Raw genomic sequence first — 18,097 nt, forward strand, 5'->3', positions numbered from 1 at the left:
ATCACGTCACCAACCCCGACGCGAGGGGTTTTTCGAGGTGTCCGGCTCGCAACCCAGGCCAATCAAACACCCCGAAAATGCCTCGGGTATCAGACCCCTGAGGAAGCATTCCTCAAGGAGGTAGCGACCGTTCTGGCGACACCCTATGATCCAGCGAGCCCATGTCGCACTTCGACGTGAATCCGTCAGCCCCCCAACATGGCTTAAAGACTATATCATTGAACAGTTACGCTGCCACGGGACGCGGTTACGCCATCACGTCAGATTTCACAGGTCTGGAACCTAAAATAATCTCTCCGTTTATATTTTCTCGAACGAATTAAAATCCTTATTTTTACTGTAGAATTTTTCTATTTCAATATTCGTCGTATCGGAAAAGCTTATAGATACGTCCAGGCCAGTTCGGCCAGTCATAGCTATCAAACAGAAGCCAAATTCGTTTATGAACAACGCTCCATCAGACATTGTATGCTTGATGGTATCGAAAGTGCTTCGTTGAAAAAAGCCGTCCCACGTTGCGCCAAGATGAACCGTTTTCCTCGCTTTATAAAATTTCTCGAGCTGCTCCGCATTATTTAAAATATACGGTTCGATAGGCTTGAGCCATTTTTCAATCGGACCTTCGTCCGACTTGTAGATTGTAAAACGCTCGTATTCAATATCTGGTTCATCATCAGCTAAGTGCCTAAAATAGGTTCCTGTCCCATCAAGCTCAACATAAAATTCTCCCATGGTTAGGGTAAGGCGATCGTCTTTAGGAAATGCTCTAGGTAAGTAACCATAGCATCTCGTCCACGGGTTTTCGGCGAGCTCCTTCAGGAGGTGTTTTTCTTCCGCAGTCGCAGAGATATCAATCACATCGAGTTCAGACACGGCAATCTCCCTCTAAACTTGTCTCACGCTTAGGATATCCTAAGCCTCACGGTTTGAACTACTGCGCTGCTCCACTGAAAAAACGCTCAGAACCTCATGACGGAGATGCAAGCTCCAAGCCATAACAAACTTGACATTATTCGTCGTCGTCAATCGCTTCGACCGCCTGCTTTACGCCCTGAAACTGTTCACTATTTACATCTAATTTAACCGATGTAACCTCACCAGTTTTAGAAGAGATATAGCCATGAACCCACTCACGATTACTAATGTACGCCATTGGCTTATCCACGTGCCCTTTTCCGCCCCGATTCTCTGGGGATCTGGCCGCCGCGCCGGGAGTACGCGCGTTGTTGTGGAGGTTACAACGGCGGGCGGCGTCAAGGGTTACGGTGAGACGATCGCTTTGCTGGATTTCGTGCCCACGGTGGTGGCGGAAGTCGCAGCACCGCTCGCGGTCGGTTATGCCGTGTCGGACGTGGAGCGCTACCATCGCCATATCATGGGCGCGGGTTATTACCATCACCAGCGCGCCGCCGTTATGGCCGCTGCAGCTGTGGAAATGGCGATGTGGGACGCGCTCGGCAAACACGCAAGTCTGCCGTTGCACGCGTTCTGGGGCGGCCTTTACCGCCCCAAAATCCCTATGACGGCCTATTTGTTCGGTACCGATATCGCCGCGCTTACCCACTCGGCGCATGCCTTTCTTGACGCGGGTTATCGCAATTTCAAAGTGAAAATCGGTTATTCTGAAGCGCAAGATGTAGCGATTGTTGCCGCGATACGGGCGGTTCTGGGGCCGGATATTCTGTTGCGTGCCGATGTGAACGGCGCATGGACCCCCGGGACAGCGAAAAGACTGCTGGCAAAACTCGCACCCTATGATCTTCAGTACATCGAACAGCCGCTAATCTTGCAAGATCTCGTCGGGCATGCCGATTTGCGAAAATGCCAATCGGTGCCGGTCGGGCTCGATGAAACCGCCTATACATTGGAAGAGGTGGGGACAATTATTCAAGCGGGCGCGGCGGACGTTATCTTGCTCGATCCGCACGAGGCGGGGGGGCTTTGGCAGTGCGTGAAATCGGCAGCCCTGGCGGAAGCCCAAGGTATTCCGGTTACGCTGCATTCGGGCGGCGAATTGGGACTGTCGCAAGCGGCGTATTTGCACTTGGCCGCGTCCATTCCGAACATGAGCCTCTCCATCGACACCGAATATTATTACCATTCTGAGGATATTATTCAGGAACCGTTCGTGATTACCGATGGGGCACTGTCCGTTCCGACCGGGCCAGGGTTGGGGGTAACGCCGGATATTGAAAAGCTGGAGCGGTTCCGCACAAGCAGGGTGATTGGGGCTTATCTCGACCCCGAACGCCCCGGCTGGTTTGCCGAAAAGCCGAAGTTCTAAGGCCTGCTCCACGCCGGTCAATCGGGGGCGAAACGGGCACGCAGGTAGTAGGTTAAGTCGGCGATTTGGCTCAGGCTGAGGGTGTCGCGGAACGCGGGCATCGCTGTGATCTTCGTCGCCCTCTCCACTAGCAGGCGCGCGAGTTGGGGGGCGGGGCGGCCGTGCAAAATCGCCTGAAGCAGAATATCGGGGCGCAGCGCGTGCAGGCTGCTGCGCTTCATAAGCCCGTCTCCGTGATGGGGCGGACTCTACCTCAAAGCGGGTACATCTGCAGGGAACAGGTCATTGGGAGGGGCGGAAATGAGCGAGAGAAGGCCGATGATTACTATCGATCACCCAAGCCGTAATTCGAGTTCGGGCCTGGGTGATGTCGACAAACCAATTTCATCCCGCGCAAGGGTGGCCGAGATGCAAGTCGGCACAGCAGCCTCGCGACGTCTACTCTCGCGTCGTCAGGCCCGGTCAGGTGTCGCGCGCGTCCGCCGGAGCCCGTCCGTAGCGGCGCACCCGCAGATCGGCTTGGGCCTTATGCCCGGCAAAGCCTTCGAGCGCGCACAGACGGGAACAATAGGCCCCCACACGGGCCGAAGCCTCGGGCGTAACCCGCTGATAGGTGCAGGTTTTGATGAATTTCCCAACCCAAAGCCCGCCCGTATAGCGGGCAGCCTTGCCCGTGGGCAGCGTGTGGTTGGTGCCGATCACCTTGTCGCCGTAGGAGACGTTGGTTTCCGCGCCTAAGAACAACGCCCCATAATTCTGCATATGGGTGAGGAAATAATCGGGGTTCTTGGTGAGAACCTGGACATGCTCAAAGGCGAGATCATTGGCGACCTGGATCATTTCATCGTCGGTGGAGCAAAGGATGATCTGGCCATAGTCTTGCCAGGATTTACCCGCAATCGCCGCCGTTTCCAGGGTTTCCAACTGGCGAGCGATTTCCGCTGGAACCGCTTCCGCCAATGCGCGCGAGGTGGTGAGCAGGATAGCGGGCGAGTTAAACCCATGCTCCGCCTGACCCAGCAGATCGGTTGCCGCCATTTCGGCGTCGCAGCTTTCGTCGGCGATAATCAGCGTTTCGGTCGGCCCCGCGATCAGATCGATCCCGACCCGCCCGAATAATTGGCGCTTGGCTTCGGCAACAAAGGCATTGCCTGGCCCAACGATCATGGCAACCGGCGTAATGGTTTGGCTGCCGATGCCCATCGCCGCAATCGCTTGAATCCCGCCGAGGCTGTAGATTTCGTCAGCCCCGCCCAAATGCATGGCCGCGATGACGGCCGGGTTCGGCGCACCGTCAAACGGCGGCGACATCGTAATAACGCGTTTCACGCCCGCCACCTTCGCCGTCACCACGCCCATATGGGCCGAGGCGACTAGCGGATATTTTCCGCCCGGCACATAGCAGCCGACGCTTTCCACCGGCAAATTGCGGTGCCCGAGGGTGACGCCCGGCAGGGTTTCCACTTCCACATCGCGCAGGGCGGCTTTTTGGGCTTCGGCAAAGCGGCGCACCTGCTCTTGCGCAAAGCAAATATCGGCGATTTCGCGGCCCGTAAGCTTAGCGAGGCAGGCTTCAATCTCCTGCTCGCTCAAGCGGAAGCTGGGCGGGGACCATTTATCGAATTTTTCGGAAAGCTCGCGCAGGGCCGCATCGCCGCGCGCCTCGACATCTTCCAGAATACCGGCAACGGTATCGCGCACGGCGCGCCCATCGGCGGCTTTCAGTTCAGCCGAGCGACCGGCTTTCAACACTTCGATCATAGGAAGCTCCTGTAGTGCGAATTGGGGTTAAATCCGCGTCCGGCGCGCATAAAGGCCGGTCGCAAGAATGATGATGACGCCCTTAAGGATGAGCTGAAACTCGACCGGCAGCCCTAGGATTACGACGAGGTTCGAGAGCAAAACGAGGATCAAAACGCCCAAGAGCGCGCCCATAACGGAGCCGGAACCCCCAGCGAGGGACACGCCACCAATGACGGCCGCGACAATCGAATCAAGCTCGTAGCCGCGCCCGACCCAATTATCGACCGTGCCGACGAAGCCGACGAGGAACAACCCCGCGATCCCCGCCAGCATCGAGCCGAGGCAGTAACAAAGCAGCGTGATCCGCTGGGCCGAAAGGCCGACCAGTTCGGCGGCGCGCGGATTGCCGCCGATAATGTAAATGGACCGCCCCAGAACCGTGAACCGCAGCATCACGCCCAACCCGAGCGCAAGCAGGATCAAGACGGTAAGATTGACGGGAACGCCGCTAATCTGCCCGGTCCCGAGCCAGCGAAACCCGCTGGGAAGCAGGCCCGAGGGCGCGCCTTGCGTGTAGGCAAAGCGCACCCCTTGCAGCAGAATCATCATGGCCAGGGTTGCCAGAAACGGCGACACGTTCCGCCGCGTGACCAGCCAGCCGTTGATCCCGCCGATGACGGCCCCGCCGAGCAGAACCGCGACAAAGATCATCGGAATATCGGCATCATTTGTAGTAGTGAAGGCGGTCGCCAGCACCGCCGCCGAAGCCATCACCGAAGCCACCGACAAATCAATGCCGCGCACCAGCATAATCAGGGCTTGGGCAAGAACGACCATCCCCAGTGGTGCTGCTTGGGTAAGAATATCGCGAATATTGCCCGCCGTCAGAAAGGCGGGCGAGAGAATTGCCGCGAGGATCGTTAACCCAACAACAGCGCCACCAAGGGCAAACCGCTCGAGCCGCAGGCCGATCAATCGGGCGCGCGCGCCCTCGGGAACCGCAAGGCCGCTCATAGCGCCCTCCCCTTTTGCCGCTGGAAGCTGACAGCGGCGATAATTACCAGCCCCTGCGCAACCCATTGCACGAAGGTGGAGAGGTTCATGTAGTTCAGTAGATTATTGAGCAGCGAGATCAGCAACACGCCGAGGAACACGCCGCCCACACTGCCGCGCCCACCGCCGAGCAGAATCCCGCCGACGATAACCGGCGTCAGCGAAGCCAAAGTGAGCGCGTCCCCCGCATGGGGATCGCCCACCCCTGTGCGGCTGACGTAATAGGCCCCGGCCAGCGCGGCAAAAAAACCGGAGAGCGCGTAAGTCGCAATAATTGTCGGCTTAACCGACAGCCCCGTGAGGCGCGCCGCTTCGGCATTACCCCCAATGGCATAGACCCGGCGTCCGAACGGGGTGCGCGTTAACACCAAGGCGGTGACGAGGAACAGCGCGCCGAGCAGCAGGCCGCTTAAGGGAAACCCAGCAAGCGTGCCAAAAGCAAACTCCTCGAACCAAAACGGCACCGAGCCGCGCGGCTGCGGAGCGTAGAGCAAGGTGATACCCGAGAGCACCGAAGCCATGCCGAGGGTTACGATCAGCGGATGAACGCGCAGCCACACGGTGAGCCACCCGTTCAAGGCCCCCACGACCGCCCCGCCCGCGAGCACGAGCAGCAGCGCGGGCACGAACAGCGCCTCGTTTCCGCCGTGTATTCCTGCCAGCAGCACGGCAGCCAAACTGGCAATCGCCCCGACCGACAGATCAATTCCGCCGCCCAAGATCACAAAGGCTTGGCCGAGGCTGGCGAACCCCAAGGCGGCCAATTGTTCGGTGAAATTCCGCAGGTTTCCCAAGGTTAGAAACCGCTCGTTCACCACGGCCCCGACCACGAGCGCGATCAGCAGCAGCAGCGGAACCACGAGGCTTTGCAGAGAGATGCGCGCGGTCATGCGGCTTCTCCTCGCGCCGGGGCATCGGCAGTGGCGAGGGTCATGATGGCTTCTTCCGAGAGGGTTTCGGCGGCAAGCGCGCCCATCACCCGGCCCTCTTTCATCACCAACACGCGGTCGCAAAGGCCGATGATTTCTGGCAACTCGGAACTAATCATCAGAACGGCAACCCCCTCCGCCGCGAGGGCGCGAATGAGCCGATAGATTTCCGCCTTGGCGCCAACATCAACGCCGCGCGTGGGTTCGTCGAGAATCAGCAGCTTCGGGCGAATCGCCATCCAGCGGCTCAGAAGAATCTTTTGCTGATTGCCGCCCGAGAGGTGCCAAACGCCGGAGGTTGGACCGGGCACAGCAATGCGAAACCGCTGAATATCGCGGGTTGCCAGCGCCACTTCGCGCGGGCGCTGAAGAAACCCCAGGCGGGTATAGCGCGCCAGGTCCGGCGCGGTCATATTTGCGTAAACGGGCAATTGGGCGAGCAGGCCTTCGCCCTTGCGGTCCTCGGTCATAAAACCGATCCCCCGGCGAATGGACTCGGCCGGAGACGCGGGCGGCACATCTTGACCCGCCAGCGTTACCGAGCCCTTCTGACGGGGCTGGCTGCCGAAAATCGCGTGGGCAACCTCCGTGCGCCCCGACCCGACCATGCCCGCAAGCCCAAGGATTTCCCCAGCACGCACCTCCAGATCAACCCTTTTGACGCGCGGCAGAGCCTGAAGATCGCACACGGCCAGCACGACCGGAGCCGCCGGCAGCGCAGGCGGGCGCGGCGGATAGAGGTCGGCCAGGGGGCGGCCCACCATCGCCGTGACCAGGGACGCGCGGTCAAACTCCTTAACCGACCCGGCGCGCACATTCTTACCGTCTTTAAGAATAGTAATCCGGTCGGCCAGGGCGAAAATCTCTTCGAGCCGATGGGAGATATAGATAATGCATACCCCCCGGTCGCGCAGGCGGCGCAGGCGCTCGAACAGGGCCACCACTTCCTTGCCGGAGATCACGGCGGTCGGCTCGTCGAGAACCAACAGCTTTACGTCGTGGTTAAGGGCTTTGGCGATTTCGACCATCTGCTGATCGGCGACCGATAAATCACCCACCCGTGCGCGCGGATCGAGCCGGTGGCCGAGTTGGGCGAGCGCCGATTCGGTTTTGCGGATCATCGCCTTGCGGTCGATCAACCCCCAGCGCGTGCGCGGCGCGTGACCAATGAAAATATTCTCCGCGACGCTAAGGTCGGGAAACAGCACCAATTCCTGATAGATAACGTGAATACCGGCCTGCTGCGCTTGGCGGGGCGAGGCCCAAACGCGCGGCACGCTGGCGAAAGTGATCATGCCGCTGTCAGGTGTATAGGCCCCGGCCAGCACTTTAATCAGCGTCGATTTTCCAGCGCCATTCTCGCCGAGCAGCGCGTGAATTTCGCCCGCACGGGCCGAAAAATTGACCTGATCGAGGGATTTCACCCCCGGAAAGCTTTTACAAATACCCTGAAGCTCGATCATGGGATATCTCCCCCAAAACCAGGGCGGGATCGTCCGGGCGCCCGATGCGCCCGGACGTCACAGGCGCAAAATTAGCGCGGCAGGTCGGCCTTAAAGGTCTTCGGATCATAGGTAGGGCCCATGCCATGCCCCATGATGAGATCGCCGGGCGCATCCATGCGCACATATTCTTCCAGCGACACATCGGCCTTGATCGATTTCGTGTCCTGGCCCTTCGGCAGCACGATTTGGAAGTTCACATCAACCCGCTTCGGCACGGGTTTCCCTTCGAGCACGCTGAGGGCGACATCGACGGCGGCAATCCCCATCGACGGAGTGTAATCGATACCGATGAAGGGAAATTTATGCTCCTGGGCGAGCTGGTACATACGGTTCAAGTCCCCACCCGTGTGCGGCGGAATTTCATTGGATTTGAAGCCCGCACCCAGGAAGGCTTCGACCGAGCCCGAGCCTTGCAAGCCGCTATCGGCCCAAACGCCCTGAATATCCTTGCCGTAGCGCTGGATTATCGCCGACATGATCTTCTTGCCATTGGCGGGGCTCCAGCCCGTGTACTGTGTATCGAGAATTTTAATCCCCGGCGCTTGGGCGAAAACTTCCTTGGCGGCCGACAGACGCAGTTCCGCCGGGCTCGCGCCCGCAAGGCCCGGAAGCAGAACGATATTCCCCTTCCCGCCGAGCTTCTCCACCATCCATTGCGCACTCATGCGGGCAAGAGCGGTGTCGGAGGCGGTGACGAAGGAGACGAAATTATCATCCGTCTTCACGCGCCGGGCCGCCGAAACAACCGGAATGCCCTTGCGCATCGCCCGGCCCAGGATCGGATCGAGTGCGTCCGCCGTAGCGGGGTTGACCAGCAGCAAATCGATATCCTGATTCAGCAAATCTTGAATGTCGGAGACCTGTTTGGTCGCATCGCCATTCGCATCGGTCATGATGAATGTGCTGATTTTGTCTTTGTTCTTGGCAACCTCGAACTGCACGCCGTGCATGAAGGTTACCAGCCACAAATCGCCCTGGGAGGCATTGGAGAAGCCGATCTTATAGGGCGGCTTCTTTTTGAATTTGCTGGTATCGACCAGATCGTTCAGGCCGGGGTTCCACAAAAACGTGCGCGGCACGCCATCATATTCGGCGCGCACGGGGGCAGAGGCGAGAAAGGCCGTGCCCGCGAGAGCGGTGACCATAAGAGCCGATGCCAGACGAGCGCGGCGCGTTGTTACGATTTTTGCCATGTGGGTTTCCTCCAGAGTTTCTTTGAACTGGGCAAAGGGGGAGCGTTTGCCCGCAGTGGGGGCTGCGGCCAGGGCCGCTTAAGGCATGTAAAAAGAACGCATCGGGGCAGTTTAGGGAGGAAGAGGGGAGTCTAACCCCAAGGGATGGCCCCGGTGCGTTGGTCGTGGCGTTACCCTACGACCGGAACCGATGGGGCATTCGCCCGGCTTTCGTCCAACTCTACCCAGGGGCGGCGGTGCTGTTCTTCCGACAGACCGTGCGCATAGGCATCGACCACTCCAGCGGGGGCCGTCTGCAACACCGGGAAATCCCACCAGCCGACGACTTCCGCCGCCGCAATGGAATTATCGCGGGTGATCGAGGCTTCCACCAGGGCCGGGCCACCGCAGGCCAGCGCCCGCGTGAGCGCCCCAGCAAGATCGCCCGGCTCATCGACGCGCAGAGCAACGTCCACGCCGCAGGATTTGGCAAAGCCGACGAAATCGACCGAATAGGGTTCGCCATTCTTGGTGTGATGGTTGAACTCGGAGCCGATTTGCCGACCGATCAAGCCATTCTGCCCATCACGGATCGAAATATAGCCGCGATTATTGAGAATGAGGAAAACGACCGGGATATTATACATCACGCAGACGGCAAGTTCTTGCATCGACATCATAAAGTCGCCGTCGCCGATAATGCAGACCACGGGCGCTTCGGGTTTCGCCAGTTTCGCCCCAATCGCGGCAGGAACGGCGAAGCCCATCGAGGAATAAGTGCCCGAGGTGATGTGCGTACGCGGCTCATACACCGGAAACGCCTGCTTGGTGGAGCTTTGCGGATGGCCTGAGCCCACCGTGACGATACCGTTGCGGGGCAGCACTTTGCGCAGTTCGGCCAGCACGCGGAGCATGCTCATCGGCGACCCATCGAACTCGCGGCGACGCGCCAGGAGCCTTTCCCAGTCGGCCTTAGAACGATCCAAATTCAGAATATAATTATCGCGGCGGGCGCGGGCGGCTTTTGCATGATCGGCTGAAATCTCGGCGAGCAAATCTTGCAGCGCCGATTTGCAGTCGGCGACGATCCCAACCGCAGCCGGGTAATTCTTCCCGATTTCATGGGGATCGATATCGAGTTGAATGAGCTTGCCCGGCGGGAAGGAGAAGGTTGCGCCTTTGCGGTAAGATGAGGACGACCAATCGGTGAATTTACACCCGACCGACAGCACCACATCGGCGGCGGCGGCGATCTTGTTGCCCGGCGTCGAGCCCGGCCACCCGGCAGTGCCCGCGCAGAGGCGGTTATCTTCAGCAATCGCGCCCTTACCGTTCCAGGTAAAGACCACCGGAATATTCAAAAGCTCGGCGAGGCGGGTCACTTCTGGCGCGGCATCGCTGGAAATCGCACCGCCGCCCACGACGATGCACGGGCGCTCGGCCGTCAGCAGCAGGGCGGCCGCTTGCGTGATGCTCTCTTGCGAGGCGCGCGGTTTGCCCACGGGCAGGCGACGAGCCAGGTCTTGAATTTCGATATCGTCGGACATGACCTGCACGTCCAGCGGCAGCTCCATATGCACGGGGCCAGGGCGGCCCGACAGCATGGCATTGAAGGCGCGGTGCATCACAAACGGCACTTCGTCTGGGCGGATCACATCGAAGCTACGCTTCGTCACCGGTCCGGCAACGGCAGGAAAATCCGGCGAGCGGAACCGATCCAACTCCTGCATTACGCCATGGCCGCGCATATGCGTCGCGGCGCTGCCGGTAATGAGTAGAAACGAGGTTGAGTCGGCATAGGCGGTAGCGAGGCCCATGACGGCATTCATCGCCCCTGGACCAATGGAGGTACAGGCGGCAATGGGCTGCCCCGTCACGCGGAAATGCGCGTCGGCAATATGGGCCGCGCTCTGTTCGTGCATCACCTGAACGAAGGGCATGCCATCCTTCGGATCGGCAAAGGCATCGAGCAAGCTCCAATTGCCATGCCCCGGCAACCCCGCCACATAGGGCACGCCATAGGCCTTGAGCGTCTGAACGATCATCTGACCGACGGTAAGCTTCATCGTTTCCTCCACCTGATTTTTTTCAGATCCAACCAGGGCTTTTCCATTTTGGGCAGCCCGGTTAAAAGTTTGTGCAAATTGCACATTCATTTTCTGCAATATTCATGACATGAACACCGCAAACCCGTCAGGGGCTCTTGTAACGCCCCCTAATCTGGCGCAAGAATAGGTTAAAGGCGCGATAGACTTGACGAAACGATCAAGTTGGTTAGAGATAGTGCAAAATTTGCACAACTCAATCATCAGCAGCCGACCGGGAGCGCACCGCATGGGCAAAACTACCAAACTCGTAACCTTGGAGAGTTTAGCGGCGCAGGCCGGTGTTTCGACCGCCACCGCATCGCGCGCGCTGGCGGGCAACCCGCGCCTTTCCGTGCAAACGCGGGAACGGATCACAGCCCTTGCCGCCGAGATGGGCTACGAGCCCCGAACAAAACCCGCCGCAGGCCCAAGGCGGCGACAAGGCGTGATCGGGCTCGTGGTGGCTGGGCTGAAGAACTCCTTCTCCACCTATCTGCTCGAATACATGCACGATGAATGCGCCGCCGCAGGCTACAACGTCGTTCTTATTGTCGATTCCTTGGAAGACCCGAACGATCGGCTCACGGCGCTGGTGCAAGAAAAGCTCGATGGGGTCATCCTGACGACCGCCAGCATCGGCTCGCCAATTGTCGATCGCCTCCAGGCCGACGGCATGCCGTTCGTTCTAGCCGTGCGGAACTCCCATCATCCTGGCGTCGATGTCATTGAAATCGATAATGCCATCGCGGGCGAAGAAGCCGCCCGGCACCTTTATGCGCTCGGCCATCGCCGGATCGGCTTTCTCATGGGGCCGCAGAATACCTCAACCAGCCGCGACCGATTTTCGGGCAGCAGGCGGTTTCTCGCATCCATCGATGCGCCGGTTGCACCGGAATTGACCCTTTGGGGCAGTTATTCCCATGAAAGCGGCTATTCCGGCCTGCTGACCCTGATGCAGCGGCCCGAACCGCCGACCGGCATTATCTGCGGGAACGATGTCATCGCTATCGGCGCGCTCGAAGCAGCCCATAAGCACCGGATTAACGTTCCGGGCGATTTATCGTTGGTCGGTTTCGACGATATTCCGCTGGCGGGCTGGCACGCTGTGCAACTGACCACCATCCGCCAACCTATTCAGGAAATGGCGCGCGTTTCCGTGCGCTGCCTGATCGATCGTATTGAAAAGCGCAACCAGCACCCGGCCCGGCGAGAGATCCTACCGGCCCATCTAGTCATGCGCGCCACGACGGCCCCCCCACGCCCCCGGAGGATGTCATAATGGATGCTCGAAAATCCGCCCGCTCGCACGGGCTCCGCACCGCCCTGCGGCGTATTGATTACGCTGTCAGCCTCAAAGCGCGCATCGCGCTGGGCTTCGGTAGCCTCCTCATTCTACTAGGGCTCATCAGCGGTTTCGCCGTCTTGGGCGCGCGCACGTCGCTGGACGGGGTGCAGCGCTCGATTGAGGGCGCGCAGATTATGGCCCTGTTCGACGGGATCGAGCGCAAGAGCCTCGCCCTCGGCCCGCTCGCCGGCGAATTTGCCGAAACCGGGCGAACCGCCGCCCTCGATGGGCTCAAAGAGACCCTCGCCGCCCTAACGCAGATCATCGCTGCCGTCGAAACCCGCGCGCAAAGCCCGGAACTTCAGCGCAATATTACTGATATTCGCACCTATCTCGCCGCCTATGCCGGGCATGTCGAAGAACTCGAAAAACTACGCCTCACGCTCAATAGTCTGGCGCGGCCGCAGCTTTTAGGCATGGTGGATCAAAGCCTTGCCCTGCTCGTTAAACTGGCACGCGACACGCCCGACATCGATGTGCGCCGGAGCCTCGATCAAGCGCGCGCGGCTTTCGATCAAACCCGCACCGATCTTTTCTTGTTCTTTGAAGCGCCTGATACTGCCATTGCCAACCGCTTGCGCGACGGTCGGGACGATATCACCGATGCGCTCACGCGCCTTGCCCGCCAACCGACCCTCACCGACGCCGACGACCAGAAGCGTCTGCGCGATATTGGGATTCTGCAAACCGAATATGGCGCACAACTGAACGAAGCGCTCGACTTAACCCTCACGGCCCATCGCCTGACCGATGGTGCCATGAGTGCAAGCTTGCAGGAATTGCTGCTCTCCAGCCAAATCGCCCGAACCTTGCAAGCGCAGATCGGCGATACCCTCAACACCGAAACCGCGCTGCTTTTCACCCTCGCCGAACGCCTGACCTTGGGCCTTGCGATTGCCGCCGTCGCGCTCGGGCTTATCGCCGCCGTCGCCCTCGCGCGCAGCATCAGTGGCCCCTTGCGTGGCCTGACCCGCGCCATGACGCGGTTAGCGGAAGGCCACTTGAGCCAGGCAATCCCCGCGCTGGAGCGGCGCGACGATCTCGGCCATATGGCGCGGGCGGTGTTGGTGTTCCGGGACAATACCGAAACGATGAACCGGCTGCGCGAAGACCAAGAGCAGGTACGGCAGACCGCCGAAGCCCAACGGCGGGAGGAGTTGCGCCGTCTCGCCCAGCATTTCCAAAACCAAATCGGCGGCATTGTGACCGAGGTCGCCACCGCCGCCGATCAAATGCGGGCAATGGCGGAAACCTTGCACAGTTCAGCGGCGGTCGCCTCCACCCAAGCGCTGAGCGTTTCGGCTGGCGCGGAAGAGGCCGCCGTCAATGTCGAAAGCGTGGCCGCCGCAACCGAGCAACTCACCGCGTCGATCACCGAGATGGCCCGGCAAGCCCGCGAGGCCGCCCGCAACGCCGCAACCGCTGTCAGCGACGTCACCGCAACGGAACGCACGGTCACAGGGTTAGTGTCCGCCTCCGGGCAAATCCAAGGCATCGTGACCTTGATTGCCGATATTGCCCGGCGCACCAATCTCTTGGCCCTGAACGCGACCATCGAGGCCGCCCGGGCAGGCGAGGCCGGACGCGGGTTCGCCGTCGTCGCGGGCGAGGTCAAGCTGCTCGCCACGCAAACGGCACAGGCGACCGGCGAGATTGCCGCGCTGATCGCCAATGTCGAAGCCGCCACGGCAAGCGTTACCGGCTCAACCCACGGCGTCGGCGAGGTGATCGCGGAGTTGGAGGGGATCGCCCAAACGATGGGGCGCGGCATGGAGCAGCAGCTTGCCGCAACACAGGAAATCGCCCGCAACATCGATCATGCCGCCCGGGGTGCCCAAGACGTTTCGAATAGCATCGCAACGGTCAGCCTCGCGTCTGCCGCCAGCGGCCAAGCCGCCGAGAACGCCCGCCAGCACGCCGATACCCTCTCCGCCCACGCCCGCATTTTGGCGGAAACCGTGGCGGGCTTTATGGCCCATCTGGAGCGCGGAGCGGCCTAAGCGCAAAAGAAAGGGGGCTTGCGTCCCATCTGACGGCAAGCCCCCTGCCCTAACCGGTTTACGAGTCGAGCAAAGCTTTCACTGCCGCACGGGCGGCTTCGTCTGCCGACTGCTGACTGTTGAAGAACTTCGTGACGATATCGGTGAGGGATGCCGTGGCATCCGCCGACGCCGCATGGCCATAGGCAACCGTGGGAACGGCGCGGTTTTGGCTATTGGCAGCTTTGAAGTCGGCCATCGTCTGCTGCGCGCACCGGTCGAACTTCTCCCCGGAAACGTCTGTCCGTGCCGGAATCGAGCCTTTGGCGAGATTGAAGGCTTCTTGGTTCGCGGGGGCCATAATCGCTTCCGCGAACGCCACTTGCCCCGCCGCCCGGTCCGGGTTGGTTTGGCGGAACATGGAGAAGCTATTCACCAGATAGCTAAAGCTGCCCTGGCTTCCGGGGGTTGGAAAGCAGAGGTAATCCTGATCGGGCAACTTGCCCGCCGCCGTAAACTCGCCCTTGGCCCAATCGCCCATAATCTGCATGGCCGCTTCCCCGCGCATCACCATGGCCGAGGCAAGATTCCAATCGCGGCCTGGGAAATTCGGGTCGACCATGCCGCGCAGGGCGCGAAGCTGGGTGAAGATCTGCGCCATCACGGGGCTTTTCAGCGCCGCCTGATCGCGCTCAACAAAGGCTTTCCGGTAATAGTCCGGCCCGCCAACGCCTAAGGCGACCGAATCGAATAGGGTTAAATCCTGCCAAGGCTGGCCGCCGTGGGCCAGGGGCAGAATTCCGGCGGCTTTGAATTTCTCGGCCAGCGCGTTGAACGCCTCCCAGGTTTGAGGAATGGGCGCGTTGATCTTGTCGAAGGCCGCCTTATTGGCCCAAACCATATTCACGCGGTGAATATTGGTGGGAACCGAGACATAGATACCATCGACCTTTGTGAAAGCCTTCACGGCATCCGGCAGAACCGCATCCCAGTTTCCGGCGCGGGCCGTACTGTTCATGTCCCCAAGCATCCGTGCCCGCGACCAATCGACGATATCCTGCCCCAGCATAAGCATTGCCGTCGGCGCATTGCCCGCGTTAAGGCGGGTCAGCATGACCGTTTTGGCATTACCGCCGCCGCCGCCCGCAACCGGCGCGTCTTTCCAGAGCACATTTCGGGTGGCGAGATCGTCTTTCAGCACCTTAAGCGCTTTCGCTTCGCCCCCGGAGGTCCAGAAGTGCAAAACTTCAACCTCTGCCCCCGCAAGCGCCATTGAGCTGAACAGGCTCGTTCCCAAGAGCGCGAGAAGCGCCGCCCGCATCTGTTTCCGCATGGTAAAATCTCCCTGGCCGCCCTTCAGTTCGAAAGGCGGGTTTGTTGAATTTTTGAAGTTACTTCGGAACGTTTCAGACCCATTCGATTCATTAGAACGTTCCAATTAAAAATAACAAAACACTTCTTATTGAGTCAACATTATACGTAATTTGGAATTTCCAAAAATTACTCAAAGGCCAATGATATTATTTTTACCTGGCAAATAAATTACTCCAAATCACTCCAAAAGAATCGCGCGGAAATCATTCACATTGGTTCGGGTTGGTCCAGTGACGAGCAAATCGCCAAGCGCCTCAAAGAAGCGATAGCTATCGTTCCGGGCCAGAAAATCGGCGGCGGACAGGCCAACCGTTTGCGCACGGGTGAGCGTTTCGGGCGTAACAAAGGCCCCCGCATTATCCTCGGTGCCGTCGATGCCATCGGTATCGGCGGCAAGGGCGAAGACGCCCTCCAGTCCGTTCAGGGCCTGGGCGAGCCCCAGAGCGAACTCGGCATTGCGCCCGCCCCGCCCGCCTTTCGCGCGCAGGGTTACGGTCGTCTCGCCCCCTGAGAGGATAACGCAGGGGGGCTTCACGGGAAGACCATATTGGCGAATGGACCGCGCAATCCCAGCGTGGACTTTCGCCACCTCGCGCGCCTCGCCCTCAATCGAATCACCCAAGGGCAATACGGCCAGCCCCAACGCCGCCGCCCGCGCCGCTGCGGCGGCGAGGCTCTGCTGCGGGCTAGCGATGACCCGCACTTGCTTACCGGCGAAGGCTGGATGATCGGGCGCGGGGGTATCGGCCAAAGGGGACGCCAGCCACGCCCGCAGCGCTGGGCCGGGATCGATGCCGTAACTGGCGAGAATCGCCTGCGCCTCGGCCCGGTCGGATACGTCCGGCACGGTCGGGCCAGAGGCGATGAGCCCCGGATCATCCCCCGGAACATCGGAGATCAGCAGGCTCACCATCGGCGTTTTCGGCGCGGCTACGGCAAGACGCCCGCCCAAGATGCCCGAGACATGCTTGCGAACCCGGTTCATCTGCGCAATATCCGCGCCCGAGGCCAATAACAGCCGATACAACGTCTGGATATCGGCCAAGGGCACCCCCGGCGGGGGTAAGGCCAGTAGCGCCGATCCGCCCCCGGAGATCAGCGCGAGAATAAGATCGTCCGGCCCGGCCTCCCCGACCAACGCCAGCAACCGCTGTGCGGCGGCCTGTCCGGCAGCGTCGGGAACCGGGTGCGCAGCCTCCAGAACCTCGATCGAGCGGGTTGCCGCGCCGTGGCCGTAACGGGTGACGACCAAGCCCGCGAGTGGCCCCGGCCATAGGTTTTCGAGCGCTGCCGCCATTTCAGCCGCCGCCTTCCCCGCCCCGACAACAAAGGTACGCCCCTTCGGCGGGGGCGGCAGGGCCGCCGCAAGCGCTTGGGCGGGTTGCGCCGCCGCCACCGCCGCATCGAAGAGGCTGCGCAGAATGTCGCGCGGGGATATAGCGGTCATCGGCTTAGCTCTCAATTCCATAAACGGCCAGAACTTGCCGCATCCGCCGGGCGGCCCGGTCGGGATCGCTCAGCAACCCAGCCGCATCGGCCAGACGGAAGAGCTCGGCGAGATGGACCAGGGAACGGGCGCTCTGCTGCCCGCCGATCATGGTGAAATGATCCTGGTGCCCATTCAAATAGGCCATGAAGACCACGCCGGTTTTATAGAACTGCGTCGGCGCTTTGAAGATATGGCGCGAGAGCGGCACCGTGGGAGCCAATAGGGCTTCGAACGTGGGCCGGTCGCCTGCCGCGAGTGCGCTGAGGGCGGCCGACGCCGCCGGGGCGATGGCGTCAAAGATCCCCAACAGCGCATGGCTGAACCCGTGCGCATCGCCGCCGATCAATTCGGCATAGTTGAAATCATCGCCAGTATACATTTTTACGCCGGGCGGCAGTCGGCGGCGCATTTGAACTTCCTTCTCCTTATCGAGGAGGGAAATTTTGATGCCGTCCACCTTATCGGCATGCTCGGCGATAATGCCTAAGCAAACCTCCAGCGCGGGCGGAAACTCGGTGGTGCCCCAATAGCCGGTTAGCGCCGGATCAAACATATCGCCGAGCCAATGCAGAATAACCGGCTGTTTTACCTGCCGCAGAATCCGGCCATAGACGGTGGCGTAATCCTCCGGGCGGGTGGCGGCTTTCGCCAGCGCCCGGCTGGCCATCAGAATGATCCGGCCGCCCAGGGCTTCAATCGTGCTGCACTGGGTTTCATAGGCGGCGATCACATCGTCAAGGCTCGCCCCGGCAGGCGCAAGATGATCGGTTCCCGCGCCGGAGAAAACCACCGCACCGGGGAAATCCCGCGCGGCATCGAGACTGCGGCGGATCAACTCCTGCGCTTGGCCCCAATCCAGCCCCATACCGCGCTGGGCCGTATCCATCGCCTCGGCCACGCCCAACCCGAGCGACCAAAGATAGCGGCGGTATTCAATCGTTTTGTCCCAGTCAATCGCGGGCGGGCTGAACCAGGGGGCAGTATCCGCAAAGGGATCGGCAACCACATGGGCCGCCGACAGGGCAATGCGATTGAAGGCCACCGACGGCTTGGGGAATTCTCGTGCGGGCGACAGGGTGAAGGGCGTCAACGCGCCGCCAACGGCGGGCAACAAGAGGCTGGACATGGGGATTCTCC

14 protein-coding genes are annotated in these 18,097 nt (G+C 60.6%); 3 read left to right on the plus strand and 11 right to left on the minus strand.

Annotated features, from left to right (window positions below):
- Window positions 1-300: 300 nt before the first annotated feature.
- A complete protein-coding gene (locus CHR90_RS00215; RefSeq protein ID WP_094406526.1) occupies window positions 301-873 on the minus strand; it encodes a hypothetical protein in 573 nt (190 codons plus the stop codon).
- Window positions 874-1,120: 247 nt separating this feature from the next.
- Here CHR90_RS00215 and CHR90_RS00220 point away from each other — a divergent pair, with 247 nt between their 5' ends.
- Window positions 1,121-2,284 (plus strand): mandelate racemase/muconate lactonizing enzyme family protein, encoded by a 1,164-nt coding sequence (locus tag CHR90_RS00220; RefSeq protein ID WP_094406528.1) that lies wholly within the window; start codon window positions 1,121-1,123, stop codon window positions 2,282-2,284.
- A gap of 17 nt (window positions 2,285-2,301) precedes the next feature.
- Here the strand turns inward: CHR90_RS00220 and CHR90_RS00225 are convergent, their stop codons facing one another.
- The 7 genes from CHR90_RS00225 to CHR90_RS00255 form a co-directional block, all read right to left on the minus strand.
- Window positions 2,302-2,505, minus strand: a complete 204-nt coding sequence (locus CHR90_RS00225; protein ID WP_094406530.1) for a c-type cytochrome — start codon at window positions 2,503-2,505, stop codon at window positions 2,302-2,304.
- A 241-nt stretch (window positions 2,506-2,746) separates the two neighbouring features.
- Complete coding sequence (hisD, locus tag CHR90_RS00230) at window positions 2,747-4,045, minus strand: histidinol dehydrogenase (protein ID WP_094406532.1); 1,299 nt, start codon at window positions 4,043-4,045, stop codon at window positions 2,747-2,749.
- Between the two features lie 27 nt (window positions 4,046-4,072).
- Window positions 4,073-5,041 carry an ABC transporter permease gene (locus CHR90_RS00235; RefSeq protein WP_094406534.1) on the minus strand — a complete coding sequence of 323 codons (969 nt, stop codon included), beginning with the start codon at window positions 5,039-5,041 and terminating at the stop codon, window positions 4,073-4,075.
- The gene (locus tag CHR90_RS00240) at window positions 5,038-5,970 is read right to left on the minus strand and encodes an ABC transporter permease (protein ID WP_094406536.1); all 933 of its coding nucleotides are present in this window, start codon (window positions 5,968-5,970) and stop codon (window positions 5,038-5,040) included. Before CHR90_RS00240 ends, CHR90_RS00235 begins: the two co-directional genes overlap by 4 nt.
- Window positions 5,967-7,472, minus strand: coding sequence for a sugar ABC transporter ATP-binding protein (locus CHR90_RS00245; RefSeq protein ID WP_094406538.1), 1,506 nt, complete (start codon window positions 7,470-7,472; stop codon window positions 5,967-5,969). The genes CHR90_RS00240 and CHR90_RS00245 overlap by 4 nt, the downstream gene beginning before the upstream one ends.
- A gap of 71 nt (window positions 7,473-7,543) precedes the next feature.
- Window positions 7,544-8,707, minus strand: a complete 1,164-nt coding sequence (locus CHR90_RS00250) for a substrate-binding domain-containing protein (protein WP_094406540.1) — start codon at window positions 8,705-8,707, stop codon at window positions 7,544-7,546.
- A 170-nt stretch (window positions 8,708-8,877) separates the two neighbouring features.
- Window positions 8,878-10,752: a thiamine pyrophosphate-binding protein gene (locus CHR90_RS00255; RefSeq protein WP_170941230.1), complete on the minus strand. Its 1,875-nt coding sequence runs from the start codon at window positions 10,750-10,752 to the stop codon at window positions 8,878-8,880.
- A gap of 268 nt (window positions 10,753-11,020) precedes the next feature.
- On the opposite strand from CHR90_RS00255, the gene CHR90_RS00260 reads away from it, so the two are divergent.
- The gene (locus CHR90_RS00260) at window positions 11,021-12,052 is read left to right on the plus strand and encodes a LacI family DNA-binding transcriptional regulator (protein WP_094406544.1); all 1,032 of its coding nucleotides are present in this window, start codon (window positions 11,021-11,023) and stop codon (window positions 12,050-12,052) included.
- The gene (locus CHR90_RS00265) at window positions 12,052-14,118 is read left to right on the plus strand and encodes a methyl-accepting chemotaxis protein (protein WP_094406546.1); all 2,067 of its coding nucleotides are present in this window, start codon (window positions 12,052-12,054) and stop codon (window positions 14,116-14,118) included. Before CHR90_RS00260 ends, CHR90_RS00265 begins: the two co-directional genes overlap by 1 nt.
- 58 nt (window positions 14,119-14,176) lie before the next feature.
- Here the strand turns inward: CHR90_RS00265 and CHR90_RS00270 are convergent, their stop codons facing one another.
- The 3 genes from CHR90_RS00270 to CHR90_RS00280 form a co-directional block, all read right to left on the minus strand.
- Window positions 14,177-15,430, minus strand: coding sequence for an ABC transporter substrate-binding protein (locus CHR90_RS00270; RefSeq protein ID WP_094406548.1), 1,254 nt, complete (start codon window positions 15,428-15,430; stop codon window positions 14,177-14,179).
- 219 nt (window positions 15,431-15,649) lie between these two features.
- The gene (locus CHR90_RS00275) at window positions 15,650-16,918 is read right to left on the minus strand and encodes a glycerate kinase type-2 family protein (protein ID WP_094406550.1); all 1,269 of its coding nucleotides are present in this window, start codon (window positions 16,916-16,918) and stop codon (window positions 15,650-15,652) included.
- 4 nt (window positions 16,919-16,922) lie between these two features.
- Window positions 16,923-18,086 carry a dihydrodipicolinate synthase family protein gene (locus CHR90_RS00280; protein WP_094406552.1) on the minus strand — a complete coding sequence of 388 codons (1,164 nt, stop codon included), beginning with the start codon at window positions 18,084-18,086 and terminating at the stop codon, window positions 16,923-16,925.
- Between the last annotated feature and the right edge of the window lie 11 nt (window positions 18,087-18,097).

Origin of the sequence: Elstera cyanobacteriorum (assembly GCF_002251735.1) — a bacterium.
GTDB classification, from domain to species: Bacteria; Pseudomonadota; Alphaproteobacteria; order Elsterales; family Elsteraceae; genus Elstera; species Elstera cyanobacteriorum.

Coding starts and splice junctions, on each gene's coding strand:
- CHR90_RS00220 (WP_094406528.1), top strand. CDS start 1,121: ATGAACCCACTCACGATTACTAATGTACGCCATTGGCTTATCCACGTG.
- CHR90_RS00225 (WP_094406530.1), bottom strand. CDS start 2,505: ATGAAGCGCAGCAGCCTGCACGCGCTGCGCCCCGATATTCTGCTTCAG.
- hisD (WP_094406532.1), bottom strand. CDS start 4,045: ATGATCGAAGTGTTGAAAGCCGGTCGCTCGGCTGAACTGAAAGCCGCC.
- CHR90_RS00235 (WP_094406534.1), bottom strand. CDS start 5,041: ATGAGCGGCCTTGCGGTTCCCGAGGGCGCGCGCGCCCGATTGATCGGC.
- CHR90_RS00240 (WP_094406536.1), bottom strand. CDS start 5,970: ATGACCGCGCGCATCTCTCTGCAAAGCCTCGTGGTTCCGCTGCTGCTG.
- CHR90_RS00245 (WP_094406538.1), bottom strand. CDS start 7,472: ATGATCGAGCTTCAGGGTATTTGTAAAAGCTTTCCGGGGGTGAAATCC.
- CHR90_RS00250 (WP_094406540.1), bottom strand. CDS start 8,707: ATGGCAAAAATCGTAACAACGCGCCGCGCTCGTCTGGCATCGGCTCTT.
- CHR90_RS00255 (WP_170941230.1), bottom strand. CDS start 10,752: ATGAAGCTTACCGTCGGTCAGATGATCGTTCAGACGCTCAAGGCCTAT.
- CHR90_RS00260 (WP_094406544.1), top strand. CDS start 11,021: ATGGGCAAAACTACCAAACTCGTAACCTTGGAGAGTTTAGCGGCGCAG.
- CHR90_RS00265 (WP_094406546.1), top strand. CDS start 12,052: ATGGATGCTCGAAAATCCGCCCGCTCGCACGGGCTCCGCACCGCCCTG.
- CHR90_RS00270 (WP_094406548.1), bottom strand. CDS start 15,430: ATGCGGAAACAGATGCGGGCGGCGCTTCTCGCGCTCTTGGGAACGAGC.
- CHR90_RS00275 (WP_094406550.1), bottom strand. CDS start 16,918: ATGACCGCTATATCCCCGCGCGACATTCTGCGCAGCCTCTTCGATGCG.
- CHR90_RS00280 (WP_094406552.1), bottom strand. CDS start 18,086: ATGTCCAGCCTCTTGTTGCCCGCCGTTGGCGGCGCGTTGACGCCCTTC.